Below are 18,256 nucleotides of genomic sequence, written 5' to 3'. Positions count from 1 at the left end.
CTTCCCCGGCTGAGTCAACGGCGGGGAAGCGCCGCGCAGGAGGCACAGAGGCCGAAGATCTCCAACGTGTGCCTGACTTCGGAGAAGTTGTGCTGAGCCGCAAGCTTGGCCGCCCAGTCTTCGATGTCCGGTGCCTCGAACTCCACGGTCAGACCGCAGGAGCGACACACCAGATGATGGTGGTGCTCCTCGCGCTCACAGAGCCTGTAGATGGCCTCGCCTTCGTCCGGTCGCAGCACATCGACGAGCCCCTCTTCCTGGTGCGACTGCAGCACCCGGTAGACCGTGGCCAGAGAGACCTTCTCACCACGGTCATCGAGGATCTTGTGCAGCTCTTGAGCGCTCACGAAGTCCTCGAGTGAATGCAGCGCCGCCCAGACGGCGCGCTTCTGACGCGTAGAGCGACCGCGCGCCGGAGGGGTGGTTGAGATCTGATTCATGCTCGCTCCAGACTAGCAGTCAGGACTAGAGTGGAACCCATGAGCACAGTCTTCAGCAAGGTCATCGCCGGTGAGATTCCTGGACGCTTCGTCTGGCAGGACGAGACCTGTGTCGGGTTCCTCTCGATCGCCCCGCTGGCCTACGGGCATACGCTGGTGGTGCCCCGCCAGGAAGTCGACAAATGGACCGAGGCCGATGGTCAGCTGATGACCCATCTGATGCACGTGGCCCACCGCATCGGCAAGGCGCAGGTCGAGGCCTTCGGATCCGAGCGCGCAGGACTCAGCATCGCTGGCTTCGAGGTGCCACACCTGCATATCCACGTGTGGCCCTCGAACTCCATGTCCGACCACAGCTTTGCCCAGGCTGATGACGATCCGGACGCCGCCAAGATGGACGAGTCGGCCGAGAAGCTGCGCGTGGCGCTGCGTCTGATGGGCGACGCCGAGCACGTCCCCGCCGAAGCGGACTGAACGCAGCCGCTCGGGAACGCGTTCCCCTTCGCCCTACTGGCGCGCCTGCTTGAGCGCGCGCCGAATCCGCTTGGCTGACACGGTCTGAGCCGTCCCCAGCTGCTGGGCGAAGAGGTTGACGCGGAACTCTTCGAGCATCCACTTCACGGCTAGCAGCTCATCAGGGACGGGAAGCTGTGCGGGCACCGCTTCCAGCGCGGCGTCGTACTCGTCCTCCAGCTCCTGCACCGCTGCCATGTCCGTGGCATCGCGGCTGAGTCCCTGACCTGCCTCGAGGCGGTCCAGCCGCAGCCCGATCGCCTGGAGGTAGCGCGGCATGTGCTGCAGCTGAGCCTGTCCCGTGGCGGTGACGAACCCCGGGTAGACCAGCTGCTGGAGCTGGGTGGACATGTCGCTGCGCGGTGCCCGCAGCGCATCCGAGCGGATGCGCGAGAGCCTGGCGGTGAGTTCCGTGGACCGACCCAGCACCTGCGCGAGGACGTCGGTGAGCCGGAGCACGGTCTCGATCAGCTCCGCTCGGGCGGCGCGAGCGAGCTGCTGGAAGGCGGCCTCGCTGAACGGCAGCTCTGCCGGCACCAGATGGTCCAGGGCCGCCGTCGTCGCGTCCTCGACCAGGGACTCCACCGTGCCGTGGGGTGATTGGCTGAAGGCCAGACGTTCCCGGTTGCTCAGGTTGTCCAGCACATAGCGCTGCGGCGAGGGGAGGACCTCGCGCAGCAGCGCGACGACGCCGGCCCGGTGCACTCGGCGCTGCGCCTGGGCGGAGTCTTGGATCGTGTAGGAGACCCCGGACGACGCCTTCTGCTTTCCGTCGGCGTCGGGAGCCAGCGCCGGGTAGCCGGTGATCTGGCGACCGGCGACCTCGGTGGTGATCTCCCGGGAGACCTCCCCGAAGGTCCAGCTGGTCTGACTCTGCTTCCCCGCTGGGGAGGCGTCCGCGGACTTGTGCGGCGACGTCCCGGCGCGCTGTCCTGAGCCTGTGGCCGGGGTCGCCGTGCTGGAGCTGCGGGACCCGCGCTGCGGCGCCGAGCTGGGAACGACTGCCTGTGCGTCCTCGCCCGTCGAGAGACTGCGACCGATGGCCTCCCGGTTCTCTCCGGAGAAGCGGATCTGCAGCTCGCGCAGATCGAATCCGGTGTCCAACACGCGCCCACGATCACTGACCACGGCGAAGGTGAACCGCAGGTGCTCCGGCAGTGCGCTGGTGTCAAAGACCGCGGGATCGACCACGTGCCCTCTGAGTCTGCGCAGCACCGTGGCCAAGGATTCGGTCAGCGAATCCACCCCGGGGGTGAATTCCGCCTCCAGCTGAGCCCTGGCACGTGCCGCGACGTCGGGCGCCGGGACGAAGTGTTTGCGCTGTGGCTTGGGCATGCCGCGGATCAGCGCCGTGACCAGCTCGGTGCGCAGACCAGGGATCAGCCAGTCGAAGCGTGCCGGTTCCAGCTGGTTCAGGAACAGCACCGGGACCCGCACCGTCACGCCGTCGGCAGTGGCCGTGGCGGCGGCTCCGCTCTCGGCGGTGTAGCGGGTGGGGTTGAACTCGTATTGGAGCTCGAGCTGGAGCCCGTCATGGTCGAAGTGCTCGGGGAAGGACTCGATGTCCAGCTCCTCGGCCGCTTCGGCCATCAGAGCCGCATCGGTGAGGTCAAGCAGCTCGGGAGTCTCATGACGCTGGGTCTTCCACCAGGAGTCGAAGTGGCGCTGAGAGACGATGTCGGCGGGCAGTCGGGCATCGAAGAAGGCGAAGAGCTCCTCATCGGAGGCGCGAAGGTCCTTGCGTCGGGTGCGGTTCTCGAGCTCTTCGAGCTCCGCGAAGCGTTCCCGGTTGCGCTTGTCGAAATGGTGGCGCGTGGACCAGTCTCCGTCCACGAGCGCACGCTGGATGAACAGCTCGCGGCTGTACTCCGGGTCCACCTTGGAATAGAGCACCTGCCGGTCCGCGACCACGGGAACCCCGAAGAGGGTGATCTTCTCCGTGGCGACCACGGCGCCCTTCCGGGCGGACCAGCGCGGCTCGGAGTGGCTGGTCTTGACCAGATGCGGGGCCAGCTCCTCGACCCAGGCGGGATCGATCTTCGCCACAGTGCGTGCCCACAGCCGCGAGGTCTCCACCAGTTCGCTCGCCATGACCCAGTCATGGTTCTTCTTGAACAGGTGGGAGCCGGGGAACACCGCAAACCGGGTGCCGCGGGCACCCTGATAGTCACGGGTGCGAGGGTTGTACAGACCCACATGGCTGAGCAGCCCCGCCAGCAGCGACTGATGGATCTGGTCGTGCTTCTGTGCAGGGTCGACGCTGGGCATCTTGCGCCCGCGCCGACCTTTGGAGGGGCGACTCCCGGAGGACCCTCGGCGACCGGGACCCTGCGAGCGGAATTCCACCTGTTCGGCGATCTCCCCGAGCTGACCGACCAGGTCCTGCCATTCGCGCACACGCAAGTAGTTCAGGTGTTCGCGGTGACAGAGCTTGCGGAACTGATTGCCGGAGAGATCGGTCTGTTTCTCCTGGAGGTAGCGCCAGAGGTTCAGCAGCGCCGAGAAGTCGGAGTTCTCGTCCTTGAATCGGGCGTGCAGCTCATCGGCCTGGGCTCGCTTCTCGGCGGGGCGCTCGCGGGGATCCTGAATGGTCAGCCCCGCGACCAGCACGGTGACTTCGGGCAGACAGTCCCGCCGTGCGGCCTCGACCATCATCCGGGCCATCCGAGGATCCACCGGCAGCTGGGCGAGCATGCGCCCCACAGGTGTCACCGAGCCGCTGCCGCGCGAGCCCTTCGCCCGGGAGTCTCTGCCCTCGCCTCGAGTCCCCGACTCTCGGCCAGTCTCGAGCGCGCCGAGCTCGGTGAGCAGCCGGACGGCGTCGTTGACCGCCTTGGCGTCGGGCTTCTGCACGAAGGGGAAGTCCAGCAGGTCCTCGGGCGTCCGCGTGATGCCCATCGAGGACATCTGCAGCAGGACCGATGCCAGCGAGGTGCGCAGGATCTCCGGGTCGGTGAACTCGGGGCGCGACTCGAAGTCCGCCTGCGAGTACAGCCGGATGGCGATTCCGTCGCTGGTGCGCCCTGAACGCCCGGAGCGCTGGTTCGCGCTGGCCTGGGAGATCGCCTCGATAGGCAGGCGCTGGACCTTCGTGCGAGTGGAATACCGGGAGATGCGTGCTGTCCCGGTGTCGATCACGTACTTGATGCCGGGCACCGTCAGCGAGGTCTCCGCCACGTTGGTGGCGAGCACGATGCGTCGTCGTCCGCCGGGGGAGAAGACCCGCTTCTGCTCGGCCATCGAGAGGCGTCCGAAGAGCGGGAGGATCTCTGCGTTGTTGAGCCTTCGCTCACGCGAGACGGTCTCCGCCAGGGCCTCCGCGGCATCGCGGATCTCGCGCTCGCCGGGGAAGAAGATCAAAATGTCGCCCTCGGGCTCGCGGGCCAGCTCCAGCACCGCGTCGCTGACGGCGTCGAGCAGATCACGGCCCTCATCCTCGGCGCTGGTGGGGGAGGGCGCCCTGGTGCTGCCGGCCGAGTCGGGGCGAGCCGAGGCTGTCTGCCGGGCACTGCCGTCCTCGTCCTCGCCGAAATGTTCGGACTCGTCGAAGTCTTCGAGCTCCGCCTCGGGATTGATCGGCCGGTAGCGGATCTCCACGGGGTAGGTGCGCCCGGAGACCTCGATGATCGGCACCTCGGAGGACTCGCGCGTCCAGTTCTCCGGGTCGGGGCTGAAATGACGGGCGAACCGTTCAGGGTCGATGGTCGCCGAGGTGACGATCACCTTGAGATCGGGCCGCGTGGGCAGCACCCGGCGCAGGTAGCCCAGGATGACGTCGATATTGAGGCTGCGCTCGTGGGCCTCGTCGATGATGATGGCCGAGTATCGGCTCAGCTGGGGGTCACGCTGAATCTCGGCGAGCAGGATGCCGTCGGTCATCAGCTTGACGGCGGTCGCCCCGGAGACCTCAGAGTTGAAGCGGACCTGGTAGCCGATGTCCCTGCCCACCGAGGTGCCCAGCTCCTCGGCCAGGCGTTCGGCCACGGTCCGGGCCGCCAGTCGACGAGGCTGGGTGTGGCCGATCATCCCGTCTCTGTGCAGTCCCAGCTCCAGCGCCATCTTGGGCAGCTGGGTGGTCTTGCCCGAACCGGTCTCACCGGCGACGACGATGACCTGATGATCCGCCAACGCGCGCAGGATGCGCTCGCGCTCGCCGGTGACCGGGAGCTGGGCGGGGTAGCCGAGATCCTCGGCGGAGAACTGATCACGGCGGGCTGTGGTGGCTTCAGACATATCCCTCCAATACTAGGGTTCCCCGACTGTTCCGGTGGTCTCGTCCGCTCAGGCCAGATCGGTGGTGCCGGTACCCGCAGCGATTAGGCATACAGCTGTCACTATGGGTAATATGTTTCTCGCTGCCGGGGAGAAATCGCCGACAGACGGTCGGGTCTGCAAGGCCTGACCAGCAGGTATGCGCGAGTGGCGGAATAGGTAGACGCGCTGGCTTCAGGTGCCAGTGCCTTCACGGGCGTGGGGGTTCAAGTCCCCCCTCGCGCACATATCGAACAGAAAGAGCCCCGAAGCGATCGTCATCGCTTCGGGGCTCTTTCTGCGTGGGCCGGGGCCCAGCCGGCTTCCGGCTACTCTGCGACCGGCCCCTCGGGGGTCTGGCCGTGGTGGCGGTGCACCCGGCGCGCCGCCTTGGCCGCGGCCTTCTCCGCCTCCAGCTGGCGCTTGACGTCGGCGGCGTAGACGTCCACGTACTCCTGCCCCGAGAGCCGCATGATCCGGTACATGATCTCGTCGGTGACGGCGCGCTGGGCGAAGCGGTCCTCGGCATTGCCGTAGTAGGAGTCGAAGGTCATCGGCTCGCCCACGATCATCCCTACGCGCCCCAGCCGGGGGATGTTCTTCCCGATCGGCTGGACCTTGTCGGTGCCGATCAGCGCGATCGGGATCACCGGCGCCTGGGTGTTCAGCGCAAGGCGGGCAATGCCGAGCTTGCCGCGATACAGCCGCCCGTCGGGACTGCGCGTACCCTCCGGGTAGAGACCGAGCACGCCGCCGTCGCGCAGCAGAAGTTCTCCCGCGTTCAGCGAGTTCTGGCTGGCCTTCCCTCCGGAGCGGTCCATCGGGATCTGCCCGGAGAGGTCGAAGAACTTCTTCATCACCCACCCCGAGGCCCCCTGCCGTCCCCAGTAGTCGTCCTTCGCCATGAAATGCACCTGACGCGGGACCTTGACCGGTATGAACACGGAGTCGGAGAAGGAGAGGTGATTCGAGGCCAGAATCGCGGGCCCCTCACTGGGGATATTGTGCAGCCCGCGCACCCAGGGGCGAAAGGCCGTGTTGACCACCGGTCCCACGACGATGTTCTTGGCGACGCTGTAGAACGACACTGGGCAGGGGTCCTTTCCGGCGGCTGAGCTTCGAGACCACTGTAGAGGCAATACAGTGACCCCATGCACACCTCCGCCATGGGAATCGCCGTCTTTCATGGATTCACCTCCACCCCAGCCTCCATGGAGCCGGTCGCCGAGTCCCTGCGCGAGGCCGGTTTCACCGTGGACCTGCCGCTCCTGCCTGGTCACGGCACGCGGTGGCAGGAGCTGAACAGTACGAGTCGCCACCAGATCATGCGGGCAGCGCTGGCTAGCTACGACCGACTCGCTGCGCGGTGCGTCGGCGTCGCCACGGTCGGACTGTCCATGGGTGGTTCGCTCGCCCTGCATGTCGCGGCCCATCGTCGGGTCGAGGCCGTCGGCGTGATCAACCCGGGACTCCGGCTGGCTCCGCTGACCGGGCCCGCTGCATGGGCGCTGGGGCGTCTGCGCCCGACCGTGGCGAGCATCGCCGGAGACATCGCCAAGCCCGGGGTGATCGAGGAGGCCTACGCGCAGACACCGCTGCGCGCCGTCGTTCAGCTGGATCGACTCTTCGCCCAGGTCCGCCGCGAGCTCCCCGAGCTGAGACGTCGTGCGACCCCCGTGATGCTGTTCCGTTCGGGCACCGATGATGTCCTGCCACCTTCCTCCGCCGATACACTCATCAAGGCTCTGGGTGAGGATCAGCTGCAGGTGGTGGACCTGCCGCGCAGTCGCCACGTGGCGACGCTGGACTATGAGGCGGAGACCATCCAGCGCCACCTGCGTGACTTCCTGCGCTCGCCGGCACCGCGTCCGCGAGCCCTCTGAGAGGATGGCCCCATGAGCAACTATCGCGATGATGAGCCCAGCAGAGTCTTCGGCCGAGGTGGTCAGTCCCGACCGGTGCCCGGTCCCGGTCAGGGTCCGCGGGACCACAGTGTCGATGACGGCGCGCTCGACGACGTCGACGACTTCCAGGCGCCGAACCCCAAGAACCCCCTGGCCGGGGCCCGGCCAGCGGTGGTCCTGGGTGCCGTGCTGAGCATCGGGGCGATCCTCGCGCTGATCATCGTGCCGTTCCTGCCGCTGAACGCTCCCAGCTGGACCGTCCCCGCCCTGATCGGCGTGGTGCTCGCGGGTCTGGTGATCCTCTTCATGCAGATGCCGCGCAGCCGGTCCGGACGAGGCGACGGCGCGCAAGTCTGAGGTCTCGTTACTGATCAGTATCCGGCTGTGGCAAGATGGTGTGACCCAGCACACATGATGGAGGAGTCCACCGTGAAGGAATTTGCTACACCCCCGGCTGTCGAGGTCCCTGCCGATCTCAACATCACTGACCTGCTCGAACGTCAGGTCACCGCCGATCCGAAGAACGTCCTCTTCGGCAGGCAGCTCAGCCCCGGGCAGTGGACCGACGTCAGCGCGGCCGAGTTTCGTGACCAGGTGGTCCAGATCGCCAAGGGCCTCATCGGCTCAGGCATCGAGATCGGGGATCGCGTGGCCATCATGGCTCCGACCCGCTATGAGTGGACCCTTCTGGACTTCGCCATCTGGTATGCGGGCGCGATCACCGTTCCGGTCTACGAGACCTCCTCGCCGTCCCAGGTCGCGTGGATCGTGGAGGACGCCGGCGTGAAGCTGCTCTTCGCCGAGACCCCGAACCACCAGCGGATCGTGGAGCGCGCCGTCGCCCAGGAGAAGCTGCAGGGCCTCCACCAGGTGTATACGATCGAAGGCGCTGGACTCGACGAGATCCGCGCCAAAGGCACCGAGGTCACCGAGGATGAGGTCATCGCGCGCCGCAACGTGGCAGTGGGCGAAGACCTGGCGACCATCATCTACACCTCGGGGACCACCGGTCGCCCCAAGGGCTGTGAGCTCACCCATGCGAACTTCACCGAGCTCTCCCTCCAGGCGCTCGGGTCCTCGCTGGGCTCGGTGGTGCACAAGGATGCCTCCACCGTCATGTTCATTCCGCTGGCCCACGTCTTCGCCCGGTTCATCTCCGTGCTGGCAGTCGCCGGCGGTTCCCGCGTCGGGCACACCTCCGACATCAAGGAGCTCGTGGACGACCTCGGGACCTTCGAACCCACGTTCCTCCTGGCAGTGCCCAGGGTCTTCGAGAAGATCTACAATGCCGCGATGCTCAAGGCCGAGTCTGAGGGCAAGGGTGCGATCTTCACCAAGGCGGCGGACACCGCCATCGCCTGGTCCCGCGCCAAGGCGCAGGGCAAGGTTCCCTTCACGCTCGGACTCAAGCACGCCGTCTTCGACAAGCTCGTCTATTCCAAGCTGCGCGCGCGGATGGGCGGTCAGGTCCGTCACGCGGTCTCCGGCGGCTCGCCGCTGGGGGAGCGGCTCGGCCACTTCTTCTACGGCGTCGGCGTGCAGATCCTGGAGGGCTACGGGCTCACCGAGACCACGGCCCCGCTGACCGTGAACACCCCGGAGCTGAGCAAAATCGGCACCGTGGGAGCGCCGCTTCCGGGCTGCGCGGTGAAGATCGCCGACGACGGTGAGATCCTCGGCCGCGGAGTCTGCGTCTTCCGGGGCTATCACAACCGTCCCGAGCTGGATCAGGAGATCTTCACCGACAACGGCTGGTTCCGCACCGGCGACGTCGGAACGCTGGATGCCGATGGGTGCCTGACCATCACCGGGCGCAAGAAGGAGATCCTGGTGACCGCGGCCGGCAAGAACGTCTCCCCGGCTCAGCTGGAAGACCTCATCCGCGCGGACGCGATCGTCTCCCAGGCAGTGGTGGTCGGTGACAACAGGCCCTTCGTGGCTGCGTTGATCACCCTCGACGTGGAGACGCTTCCGCAGTGGCTCAAGCGGCAGGGTCTGGACCCTGAGACCCCGGTCGCAGAGCTGGCGAAGGACGAGAAGGTGCTCACGCATATCCAGTCCGTGGTGGATCGGGCCAACGAATCGGTGTCTCGCGCGGAGTCGATCCGCGAGTTTCGTCTGCTGACCACGGACTTCACCATCGAGTCCGGACACCTCACGCCGTCCATGAAGATCAAGCGCCCTCTGGTCATGAAGGACTTCGCCGCCGAGGTGGAGACCCTCTACTCCGACGCGGCGAAGAACAAGGCCTGACTCGAGGTGTCGTCCGGATGTTGGAACTCCGCTGCGGCATTAGGCGTGACTGAGTCGCGCGGTCTACGCTGATCGGGTGAATACCACGCCAGAGCCCCGATCTGATGCCCCGCTGACCGCTCCCGGTGAGATCCTGCACGTCGGTGCAGCCGACTATCCGGGCCTGGACGAGTGGCGTTCGATGCCGCTGCGGCAGCAGCCGGACTGGCACGGGCACGCGGACTTCGACTCTGCCTACGCCGAGCTCTCCGCCCACCCGCCGCTTGTCTTCGCCGGCGAGGTGGACAAGCTCAAGCGTCGGCTGGCCAAGGTGGCCAACGGCGAGGCCTTCCTGCTTCAGGGCGGCGACTGTGCCGAGACCTTCGCCGGAGTCAGCGCCGATCGGATCAGTGCCAAGATCAAGACCATTCTGCAGATGGCGGTCGTGCTCACCTATGGAGCATCGCTGCCGGTGGTGAAGATGGGGCGCATGGCGGGTCAGTACGCCAAGCCACGCTCCTCCGACGTGGAGACCCGTGACGGCGTCACCCTGCCCACCTTCCGAGGGGAGATCGTCAACGGCTTCGCCTTCACCGAGGAATCCCGGATGCCGGACCCCAAACGCATGGTCGCGGCGTACCACAAGTCGGCAGCCACGCTGAACCTGGTGCGCGCCTTCACCGAGGGCGGCTTCGCGGATCTGCGCGCCGTCCAGCAGTGGAACAAGGGATTCATGGCGAACCCGGCCCACGCCCGCTACGAGCAGCTCGCCGGTGAGATCGACCGCGCCGTGCGCTTCATGGAGGCCTGCGGCGCCGACTTCGAAGGACTCAAGCGCACCGAGTTCTACGCCGCGCACGAGGCGCTGCTGCTCGACTACGAACGGGCGCTGACCCGCATCGACTCCCGCACCGGCAAGCCCTACGTGACCAGCGGGCACTTCGTCTGGATCGGCGAGCGCACGCGTGAGCTCGACGGCGCCCACATGGACTACCTCTCCCGCGTGCAGAACCCGGTCGGGGTGAAGCTTGGCCCGGGCACCACACCCGAGACCGTGCTCGAGATCATCGAGAAGCTCGACCCGGAGCGCGAGCCCGGTCGCCTGACCTTCATCGTGCGCATGGGCGCTGCGAACGTCCGAGAGAAGCTCCCGCCGCTGGTGAAGGCAGTCCGGGACTCCGGGGCCAAGGTCGTCTGGGTCACGGACCCGATGCACGGCAACACCATCACCGCGGACAACGGCTACAAGACCCGCCGCTTCGACGACATCCTCGACGAGGTGCGCGGCTTCTTCGAGGTCCACCGCGAGCTGGGGACCTACCCGGGTGGCCTGCATGTGGAGATGACCGGCGACGACGTGGCCGAGTGCCTCGGAGGCTCCGACGTCGTCGATGAGTCAGCGTTCGATCAGGGCTATGAGTCCCTGGTGGACCCGCGGCTGAACCACAAGCAGTCCCTGGAGCTCGCCTTCCTGGTCGCGGAGTCCCTGACTCAGGTCAACTGAGCCGGCTCAACCCCCGCCGAGGCTGGGGATCAGCGCGTCTGAGACGCCGATCCACCCTGCCATCAGCATCAGCAGGGCGCTGCCGATCATGATGGCGGCGACCATCAACCAGGCGCGGGTGGGTGTCGGGCGGCTGAGCTCGATCGACGGCCGCTGGCGCTCGCGCCGGTCCGTGCGCTCACCCTGGGCCGGTCGGCGTGCGGGCGGGGCGACGGCCGGCTGCACGCCGGTCGGTGGGTCGTCTGCGCTGAGTCGCGGCGGGGTGAGCTGAAATCCCGTGGTGGGCACCTCGGTGACCAGCTGGCGGTCTTCCTCCGCGAGACTCGGCTGCTGGGCGCCTGCCGCGTCGCGATGCTCTTCTTCAAGGTGAGTGGTGCGGGCATTGCCGAGCGCCGCGTCGATGTCCTCATCCCAGGGTTCAGCCGCCGTGCGCTGATCATGGACCTCGTAGAAGGCCTCGGTGGAATCCCCGGGGAGCATCGTGGTGGCCCGCTGCCCCGGTCCGGGAGCCTGCGCAGGTGTCGAGCCCATCGAGGGGATGGGCCGAGTCCGGGTATGGGTGAGCGCGCCGTCGAAGTCCAGCTCCGCGTCGCTGAGCTGCCCGCGAGCCTCCCGCAGCATCGTGAGCAGCTCGTCGGCGTTCTTGGGTCGCAGCGCCACCTCCGGACGGGTGGAGATGCTCACCAGGTCATCGAGTTCGCCGGCCAGCCCCGGCACCTGCGCGGAGGGGACCGGAACGGTGGAGTTCACATGCTGGTAGGCCACCCGCACCGGAGAGTCTCCGGTGAACGGCTGCACGCCGGTGAGCATCTCGTAGAGCAGGATGCCGATCGCATAGATGTCCGAGCGCTCGTCGGCGCCCTCGCCGGAGAGCAGCTCGGGAGAGATATAGGCCACGGTGCCCATAAGAGTTGAGGTGCCGGAATGATGCGTCGCGGCCCTTGCCAGCCCCAGGTCCGCGAGCTTGATGCGGCCATCATGGGAGACCAGGACGTTCTCCGGCTTGATGTCTCGGTGTACCAGACCAGCCCGGTGCGCCGCGGCCAGGCCTTGCAGGATCGAGTCCATGTAGGTCAGCGCCAGTCGAGGCGTCATCGCTCCGTGCTTGAGCAGTGTGCGCAGAGTGGCTCCCGGGACGTACTCCATGACCAGGTAGGCGGTTTCTCGGGCCTGCCCCTGATCCAGCACCTGGACCACATTGGGGTGAGCGATCAATGCGGAGTTGCGTGCCTCCTGCTCGAACCGGTCCACGACCTTGCGATCCTCGGCCATATGCGGGAAGAGCACCTTCAGCGCCACCTCGCGGCCCAGGCGCTGATCCTGGGCACGGTAGACCGTGGACATGCCGCCGCGCGCAATGCGCTCATCGATCACATAGCGGTCGTCGATTCGGGAACCGATCCACGGGTCTGACTGTTCGGTGCTCACCGCCCCAGGGTATCGAACCCGAACAACTCCACACAGTGCGGATCGCGGAATCTCACCAGGTGTGCGGCACCAGATTCAGGCGGGGTGCGGCGCGGAGGTCTCACCGGGCGCAGCGCCAGGGTCAGGCCGGGCGCAGCACAGCGTCAGACCGTGCGCAGCACAGCGTCAGACCGTGCGCAGCACAGCGTCAGACCGTGCGCAGCACCAGGTTCCCGCGAAGCCGGTCGAACTCCTCGAGGACCTCGGCGGCGACGCCGAGCTCGGCCAGTCCTGCGGTGTGCTCCACGCTCTGCGCGGTGAGCTGCTCGATGCTGCGCTCCACCTCATCGGCGGCGCCGGCGTCGAGCAGGATCTCGCGGGCGCGCTGGACCTGATGTTCACTCAGCTCCGGATCACCGAGCATCTGTGCCAGCTCGGCCGAGTCCTGCGCAGAGGAGCGGAAGAGCCCATAGGCGATCAGCTCGGTGCGTTTACCCTCCCGCAGATCGTCGCCCACGGGCTTGCCGGTCGTGTCGGGATCACCGAAGACTCCGAGGAGATCATCGCGGAGCTGGAAGGCCTCACCCACGGGAAGCGCCGCTGCGGCGAAGGCGCGGCAGAGCGCATCGGAGCCGCCCGCGAGAGCAGCGCCGAGGACCACCGGGTACTCGGTGGAGTATTTTGCCGCCTTATAGCGCAGGACTCCGCGGGCGCGGGCGACGGCGTCAGCTTCGGTCCGGGCGGGGGTGCGCACCTCCTCGAGCACGTCGAGATACTGTCCGGTGATCACCTCGGTGTGCATGCGGTGAAAGGTCGATGCCGCCAGCGGGTTGATCGCTACGCCGTCGTGCATCGCGGTGGCCTGCGCGTGGAAGAACGCCTCGGAGGCCCAGGCCAGGGAGAGGTCGCCGGAGAGGATCGCGCCGGTGGTGCCGAAGTGGGCGTGATCGCCGCTGAACCCGGACTCGCGGTGCAGCGCCTCGAAGCGCATATGCGCGCTCGGCAGCCCGCGCCGCGTGGCGGAACGGTCGATCACGTCGTCATGGACCAGAGCGGCGGCCTGGAACAGCTCCAGTGCCACGCCGAGCTCGACGACGGCGTCGCCACGTCCGCCGGCGGCCTGCCAGCCGAGACGAGCCAGCGCGGGACGCATCTTCTTGCCGCCGCGGGTCAGGGCCATCAGCGCAGTCACCAGGGGAGCGGCGTGCTCCGAGACGGCGCGCACCTCCGCGTGACGCTTCTCCAGAAAAAGGGCGCATCCGGAGTTGACCTGGCTGATGAAATCTTCGCGCGTCATGGCGGATAGCCTATCGGTATGGCCCCGTCCTCAGCGGCTGACCCGCGCATCCTCGCCCACGTAGATATGGACGCCTACTACGTGGAGGTTGAGCTGCTCACCCAGCCGGAGCTGCGTGGTCGAAAGATCATCGTCGCCGCGGATTCCGGGCGTTCGGTGGTGCTCTCCGCCTCCTATGAGGCCCGCGCCGATGGGGTGCGCTCCGCCATGCCGCTCTCCCGTGCTCGCCAGGCAAGCCCCCATGCCATCGTGCTGCCTCCCCACATGGAGCGCTACCGCGAGCTCTCCCGGCAGATCATGGCCTACTTCGACACCATCACCGATGCCGTGGAACAGCTCAGCGTGGACGAGGCCTTCTTGGATCTCACCGGGGCGCGACGTCGACTCGGCGGTCCTGAACAGATCGGCAAGAAGATCCGTCGCGAGATCCGGGAGCAGTTCGGTCTGCCTGCCACAGTAGGCATCGCCGATCGCAAGTTCATCGCCAAGATCGCGTCGACCCGTGCCAAGCCGGACGGGCTGCTGCTCGTGCCGCCCCAGCGCAGGCTCGAGTTTCTGCACTCGCTCCCGGTCACAGCCATGTGGGGCGTCGGGGCGAAGACGGCGCAGTCCCTGGAGGCCTTCGGCATCACCACAGTGCTGCAGCTGGCGCAGACGCCGGAGCCCTCCCTGCGTCGCCGGTTCGGCGTCACTGGGACAGCTCTGCACCGGCTGGCCTGGGGCGAGGACGCTCGGGCCGTGCAGCCGCATCGGATCGAGAAGTCCATCGGCGCAGAGGAGACCTTCGCGCAGGATGTGGCCGATGATGCAGTGCTGCGCGCGGAGCTGCTGCGGCTGAGCCATCGGGTGGCGGCTCGGCTGCGCGAGTCCGGAGTCTCCGCGCAGGGGCTCAGTCTGAAGCTCCGCTACAGCGACTTCGAGACGCTCACCCGCTCTGCGACCCTGACGCACCCTAGTCACTCGGCGCTGGCCATCTATGCCAAGATGCTGGCCCTGCTGGAGAAGCTGGGGGAGCGCTCCCAGTCGGTCAGGCTCATCGGGATCCGCGCCGAGCGCCTCGTCGACGACGCCGGTGGCCTGCAGCTGGGCTTCGACCGCACCGAGACGAACTGGGTGGACGCCGAGAGCGCACTGGATGCGGTGGCGAAGCGGTTTCCGCAGGTGCAGACGGCCCCTGCCTCGCTCCTGAGGGCTCGCCGTGAGGATCCAGGACTGGGGGATTCCTGAGCGCCAGCACAGAGATCCCCGCACGCTTGACTTCGGGCTAGGTCTGCGGTCCACAAACGGCTAGACTATACACCCAGGCGTATCCACACCGGCCAGCACGCCACACGACGATCGCGAGGAGCTTCACGATGCCACTGTCGGAGCGTGAACAGCGCATGCTCAAGCAACTGGAAGATCAGCTGCAGTCGGAAGATCCGAGCTTCGCAAGCTCCATGCAGGACGCCCCGACCGGCAAGCTGAACGTCCGCAACGTCGTGCTGGGCTCACTGGTCGCAGTCCTCGGCATCGTCGTGCTGCTGCTCAGCATATATAACCAGTGGATCCCTGTCGGCGTCATTGGGTTTCTGCTGATGGGCGCAGGCGTCTACTTCGCCACCACCGGCGGCGCCTCCGGCAAGTCCCGCGGCAACGGGGGCGACGGAGGCCATGGCGGAGGCGGAGGCGGGGGAGGACCGCGCAGCTCCGCGCCGAGCCCCTCCGGATCCGGCACCTTCATGACCGGGCTCGAGCAGCGTTGGGAAGAACGTCGCCGCCAGGACTAGTTCCGGCCCAGCCTCTGATCCGGCCGGGCCTCTGATCCGGCCCGGCTTCTGATCCGGCCCGGCCTCTGATCCGGACACAGGCTCCCCCTGCGGCTCGTCACGCAGGAATGCGCAGCACGGAAGAACAGAAGACACAGAAGAAGGCCCCTCTCCGGAGGGGCCTTCTTCTGTTTCGGCCGGTGTTCTCGCGGGGCGGCTCTGCTGGGACCGTCTCGCTGTCGAGCTGCGCGGGATCCCCGGCTGTCGGTGCTGCGCTGCGCCGCCGTCGTGCTCGACGTCCTGCTCTGGATGCTCACCCGGGCGTCGCTCCACCGGTGTTCTCGGCGGCCTCCTCCACTTCCCACCACAGCTCGACTCGAAGCGGCCGCAAGGGCCGAACCGGGCCACCTCAGACGCGTTGACCTGCTCGAAGATTGCCCATTTCAGCGTCCTGGGGCCACCTGGGCATTCTCCGACGGCCTGCGCCCTCCACCATCCTCCACCTCGGTTCGCAGAGAAACCCGCAGGTCAGACCCTTGTCATCGCTCCGCATTCTCGGTTCTTGGGTCTTTCCGCCCAAGAATTGGTTGCAAGTGGGGGAAAGTGGGGTAAAGTGGAGCTCGGTAGAGGGAGAAGGAATGAGTCTCCTCAACAAGTGAGGCGGTGGGTCCATGTTCTTGGGCACGTACACGCCTCGCATGGATGAGAAGGCTCGTTTGATCCTTCCCGCGAAGTATCGCGAGGAGCTGGCCAACGGCCTGGTCCTCACTCGCGGGCAGGAGAGGTGCATCTACGTCTTCAGCACTGAAGAGTTCAAGAATGTACACAACCAGATGCGCCAGGCTCCTTTGACCTCACGCCAGGCACGGGACTACATCCGCGTCTTCCTCTCCGGAGCCTCTGATGAGATTCCGGACAAGCAGGGTCGGGTCACGATCCCGGCCGCGTTGCGGGAATACGCGGGACTGGACCGAGACGTCACAGTCATCGGTGCGGGAGACCGCGCGGAGATCTGGGACACCACGGCCTGGAACTCGTATCTGGAGGCCAAGGAATCGGAGTTCTCGTCCACTGACGGGGAAGCCATCCCCGGTCTCTTCTGATTCACAGACCATTGACTCGGCACGACGCAGCACCATAACCACAGACGGTTTGAACACTTCAGGGGATCCTTGGGTGAGTTCTTCCGCCGCCCGGCCCGCATTCCTGACTTATCTTCCCCGATGGCAGGCAGCTGACCGGAGCGGAGGAGGAGCTGGTCCAAGGATCCCTTCCCTATTCGCGGAGGCACGATGGCGCAACGAGAGAAAGCAGACCGGCATGTGCCGGTGATGCGGGATCGATGCATCAAGCTGCTGACCCTCGGGGTGCAGAACATCCGCGCAGACGGTCACCGCCCTGTCGTGATCGATGCGACGCTGGGCATGGGCGGACATGCCGAGGCCATGCTCGAAGCTGATCGTGAGGTCAGCGTCCTGGGTCTGGACCGAGACCCGCAGGCTCATGAGCTTGCTGCGGCACGACTCGCTCCCTACGGCGACCGCTTTCGCGGCATCCACACGGTGTACGACCGGGTGGACGAGGTCGCCGTGGAGGAACTTCAGTCCGACCAGCGAGTGGCAGGGGTCCTCCTGGACCTCGGGGTGTCCTCCCTGCAGCTGGATGAAGCCTCTCGGGGCTTCGCGTATTCCTACGACGCTCCCCTGGACATGCGCATGGACGCCTCTGCGGATTCCCCGGATGAGTCGGTGGCCGAGCTCCTCGCCCACATCGAGGCCCCCGAGCTGAGCCGCATTCTGCGTGAGTACGGCGAGGAACGCTTCGCCGGACGCATCGCCAAGGCGATCGTCACCCGTCGAGAGACGACGCCGTTCACCACGACGGCGGACCTCGCCGCCGTGGTCGACCGCTCCGTGCCCGCAGCCTCCAAGCGCACGGGAGGGCACCCCGCCAAGCGGACCTTCCAGGCGCTGCGCATCGCGGTCAACGAGGAGCTCGAAGTGCTCAGTCGCACCATCCCGCATGCGATGGACGCGGTCGCCCCGGGCGGTCGGATCGTGGCGATGAGCTATCACTCCTTGGAGGACCGAATCGTCAAGCAGGCCTTCGCCCGCCGGACGAAGTCCTCGGCGCCAGCCGGACTGCCGGTGGAGCTGGAAGAGCACAAGCCCACATTCACCTCGCTCACTCGCGGCGCCGAGCTTCCCGATGAGACGGAGATCGCGGAGAACCCCCGCGCCGCCTCAGCGAAGCTGCGCGCCGTCGAGAAGCTCATGGACCCCAGGAGGACTCAGGCATGAGCGCAGAAGCACACTCGATGGCCCTTCCGGAACGCACTCCACTGGAGTCGGCCGGCTCCCGAGCCGCAGCCCCGGTCCTGCGAGCCCTGCCGAAGCTCAAGCAGCGTCAGAAGGGCCTCATCGCCGGGATCATCGGGCTGCTGGCCCTCGCGCTGACCGTGGTGCTGGCCGTCAACATCCACGTGGCCAACTCGCAGTACACCGTCGTCCAGCTTCAGAACGATCATCGCGCTCTGACGCAGACGAACCAGGCGCTCACGGAACAGCTCCAGCACCTGGAATCCCCCCAGGCGCTCTCCCGCGCCGCAGTCGGCCTGGGCATGGTCATGCCCGCCGAGGCCGCGGCCTTCGACCTCGGCAACGGCGAGGTCGTCGGGACCGCGGAGGCTGCTGACAGCGGCGACCGCCCCTCCGGGTTCGTCGCCACCCCAGAGGCGCCGGGCGATGACGCGGCAGCTCCGTTGAACGTCTCGGAGAGCGCAGCCGGCGCTCCCGCAGGGATTCTCGGCGCGGGCGCGTTGAACACGCTCACCACGCCTCCGAACGGGCAGAATGGCCAAGAGGAATCCGCAGGGACGCGGAGCCAGTTCAGCCCTGATGAACTCAACGGCGGGACCATTCCGGCGCCCTCGTTCGACTGATCGACCCGTTGGGAGAACG

General features: G+C 67.0%; 15 protein-coding genes and 1 tRNA gene. 11 read left to right on the top strand and 5 right to left on the bottom strand.

Annotation, left to right across the window (positions count from 1 at the left end):
* Positions 1–14 precede the first annotated feature (14 nt).
* Entirely contained in the window at positions 15–440 is a 426-nt protein-coding gene (locus tag IY716_RS03460) for a Fur family transcriptional regulator (RefSeq protein ID WP_218220199.1), read from the bottom strand.
* A 39-nt stretch (positions 441–479) separates the two neighbouring features.
* Here IY716_RS03460 and IY716_RS03455 point away from each other — a divergent pair, with 39 nt between their 5' ends.
* Complete coding sequence (locus IY716_RS03455) at positions 480–914, top strand: HIT family protein (RefSeq protein ID WP_218220198.1); 435 nt, start codon at positions 480–482, stop codon at positions 912–914.
* Positions 915–947: 33 nt separating this feature from the next.
* Here the strand turns inward: IY716_RS03455 and IY716_RS03450 are convergent, their stop codons facing one another.
* Positions 948–5,186 carry a DUF3418 domain-containing protein gene (locus tag IY716_RS03450; RefSeq protein ID WP_218220197.1) on the bottom strand — a complete coding sequence of 1,413 codons (4,239 nt, stop codon included), beginning with the start codon at positions 5,184–5,186 and terminating at the stop codon, positions 948–950.
* Positions 5,187–5,366: 180 nt separating this feature from the next.
* Here IY716_RS03450 and IY716_RS03445 point away from each other — a divergent pair.
* A tRNA-Leu gene (locus IY716_RS03445) sits at positions 5,367–5,450 on the top strand.
* An 83-nt stretch (positions 5,451–5,533) separates the two neighbouring features.
* Here IY716_RS03445 and IY716_RS03440 read toward each other — a convergent pair.
* Positions 5,534–6,292, bottom strand: a complete 759-nt coding sequence (locus IY716_RS03440) for a lysophospholipid acyltransferase family protein (protein WP_369699578.1) — start codon at positions 6,290–6,292, stop codon at positions 5,534–5,536.
* Positions 6,293–6,355: 63 nt separating this feature from the next.
* On the opposite strand from IY716_RS03440, the gene IY716_RS03435 reads away from it, so the two are divergent.
* The 4 genes from IY716_RS03435 (at position 6,356) to IY716_RS03420 (ending at position 10,844) form a co-directional block, all read left to right on the top strand.
* Positions 6,356–7,087, top strand: a complete 732-nt coding sequence (locus IY716_RS03435) for a carboxylesterase (protein WP_218220195.1) — start codon at positions 6,356–6,358, stop codon at positions 7,085–7,087.
* Between the two features lie 12 nt (positions 7,088–7,099).
* The gene (locus tag IY716_RS03430; protein WP_218220194.1) at positions 7,100–7,465 is read left to right on the top strand and encodes a hypothetical protein; all 366 of its coding nucleotides are present in this window, start codon (positions 7,100–7,102) and stop codon (positions 7,463–7,465) included.
* 72 nt (positions 7,466–7,537) lie between these two features.
* Complete coding sequence (locus tag IY716_RS03425; protein ID WP_218220193.1) at positions 7,538–9,361, top strand: AMP-dependent synthetase/ligase; 1,824 nt, start codon at positions 7,538–7,540, stop codon at positions 9,359–9,361.
* A gap of 112 nt (positions 9,362–9,473) precedes the next feature.
* On the top strand, positions 9,474–10,844 hold the full coding sequence (locus IY716_RS03420) for a class II 3-deoxy-7-phosphoheptulonate synthase (RefSeq protein ID WP_255316595.1): 1,371 nt from the start codon (positions 9,474–9,476) through the stop codon (positions 10,842–10,844).
* A gap of 6 nt (positions 10,845–10,850) precedes the next feature.
* Here IY716_RS03420 and IY716_RS03415 read toward each other — a convergent pair whose 3' ends face one another.
* Positions 10,851–12,272 (bottom strand): protein kinase, encoded by a 1,422-nt coding sequence (locus tag IY716_RS03415; RefSeq protein WP_369699577.1) that lies wholly within the window; start codon positions 12,270–12,272, stop codon positions 10,851–10,853.
* A gap of 187 nt (positions 12,273–12,459) precedes the next feature.
* Positions 12,460–13,548 carry a polyprenyl synthetase family protein gene (locus IY716_RS03410; RefSeq protein WP_218220192.1) on the bottom strand — a complete coding sequence of 363 codons (1,089 nt, stop codon included), beginning with the start codon at positions 13,546–13,548 and terminating at the stop codon, positions 12,460–12,462.
* Positions 13,549–13,566: 18 nt separating this feature from the next.
* Here IY716_RS03410 and dinB point away from each other — a divergent pair, with 18 nt between their 5' ends.
* The 5 genes from dinB to IY716_RS03385 all read left to right on the top strand — a co-directional run bounded on the left by dinB (position 13,567) and on the right by IY716_RS03385 (position 18,237).
* Positions 13,567–14,775, top strand: a complete 1,209-nt coding sequence (dinB, locus tag IY716_RS03405) for a DNA polymerase IV (RefSeq protein WP_218220191.1) — start codon at positions 13,567–13,569, stop codon at positions 14,773–14,775.
* 128 nt (positions 14,776–14,903) lie between these two features.
* Entirely contained in the window at positions 14,904–15,317 is a 414-nt protein-coding gene (locus IY716_RS03400; RefSeq protein ID WP_218220190.1) for a DUF3040 domain-containing protein, read from the top strand.
* Between the two features lie 650 nt (positions 15,318–15,967).
* Positions 15,968–16,399: a division/cell wall cluster transcriptional repressor MraZ gene (gene mraZ / locus IY716_RS03395; RefSeq protein WP_218220189.1), complete on the top strand. Its 432-nt coding sequence runs from the start codon at positions 15,968–15,970 to the stop codon at positions 16,397–16,399.
* Between the two features lie 189 nt (positions 16,400–16,588).
* Entirely contained in the window at positions 16,589–17,596 is a 1,008-nt protein-coding gene (gene rsmH / locus IY716_RS03390; RefSeq protein ID WP_218220188.1) for a 16S rRNA (cytosine(1402)-N(4))-methyltransferase RsmH, read from the top strand.
* Positions 17,593–18,237 carry a hypothetical protein gene (locus tag IY716_RS03385; RefSeq protein WP_218220187.1) on the top strand — a complete coding sequence of 215 codons (645 nt, stop codon included), beginning with the start codon at positions 17,593–17,595 and terminating at the stop codon, positions 18,235–18,237. Before rsmH ends, IY716_RS03385 begins: the two co-directional genes overlap by 4 nt.
* Positions 18,238–18,256: the final 19 nt, after the last annotated feature.

The organism is Nesterenkonia sp. Act20 (genome assembly GCF_019173455.1).
Taxonomy (GTDB): Bacteria; Actinomycetota; Actinomycetes; order Actinomycetales; family Micrococcaceae; genus Nesterenkonia.
The sequence above is the reverse complement of the archived record's forward strand: the minus strand, read 5'-3'. Positions and strand labels throughout refer to the sequence as shown.

Bases quoted from the DNA above. Each gene is read 5' to 3' on its own strand.
- IY716_RS03460 (WP_218220199.1), bottom strand. From the start codon at position 440: ATGAATCAGATCTCAACCACCCCTCCGGCGCGCGGTCGCTCTACGCGT.
- IY716_RS03455 (WP_218220198.1), top strand. From the start codon at position 480: ATGAGCACAGTCTTCAGCAAGGTCATCGCCGGTGAGATTCCTGGACGC.
- IY716_RS03450 (WP_218220197.1), bottom strand. From the start codon at position 5,186: ATGTCTGAAGCCACCACAGCCCGCCGTGATCAGTTCTCCGCCGAGGAT.
- IY716_RS03435 (WP_218220195.1), top strand. From the start codon at position 6,356: ATGCACACCTCCGCCATGGGAATCGCCGTCTTTCATGGATTCACCTCC.
- IY716_RS03430 (WP_218220194.1), top strand. From the start codon at position 7,100: ATGAGCAACTATCGCGATGATGAGCCCAGCAGAGTCTTCGGCCGAGGT.
- IY716_RS03410 (WP_218220192.1), bottom strand. From the start codon at position 13,548: ATGACGCGCGAAGATTTCATCAGCCAGGTCAACTCCGGATGCGCCCTT.
- dinB (WP_218220191.1), top strand. From the start codon at position 13,567: ATGGCCCCGTCCTCAGCGGCTGACCCGCGCATCCTCGCCCACGTAGAT.
- IY716_RS03400 (WP_218220190.1), top strand. From the start codon at position 14,904: ATGCCACTGTCGGAGCGTGAACAGCGCATGCTCAAGCAACTGGAAGAT.
- mraZ (WP_218220189.1), top strand. From the start codon at position 15,968: ATGTTCTTGGGCACGTACACGCCTCGCATGGATGAGAAGGCTCGTTTG.
- rsmH (WP_218220188.1), top strand. From the start codon at position 16,589: ATGGCGCAACGAGAGAAAGCAGACCGGCATGTGCCGGTGATGCGGGAT.
- IY716_RS03385 (WP_218220187.1), top strand. From the start codon at position 17,593: ATGAGCGCAGAAGCACACTCGATGGCCCTTCCGGAACGCACTCCACTG.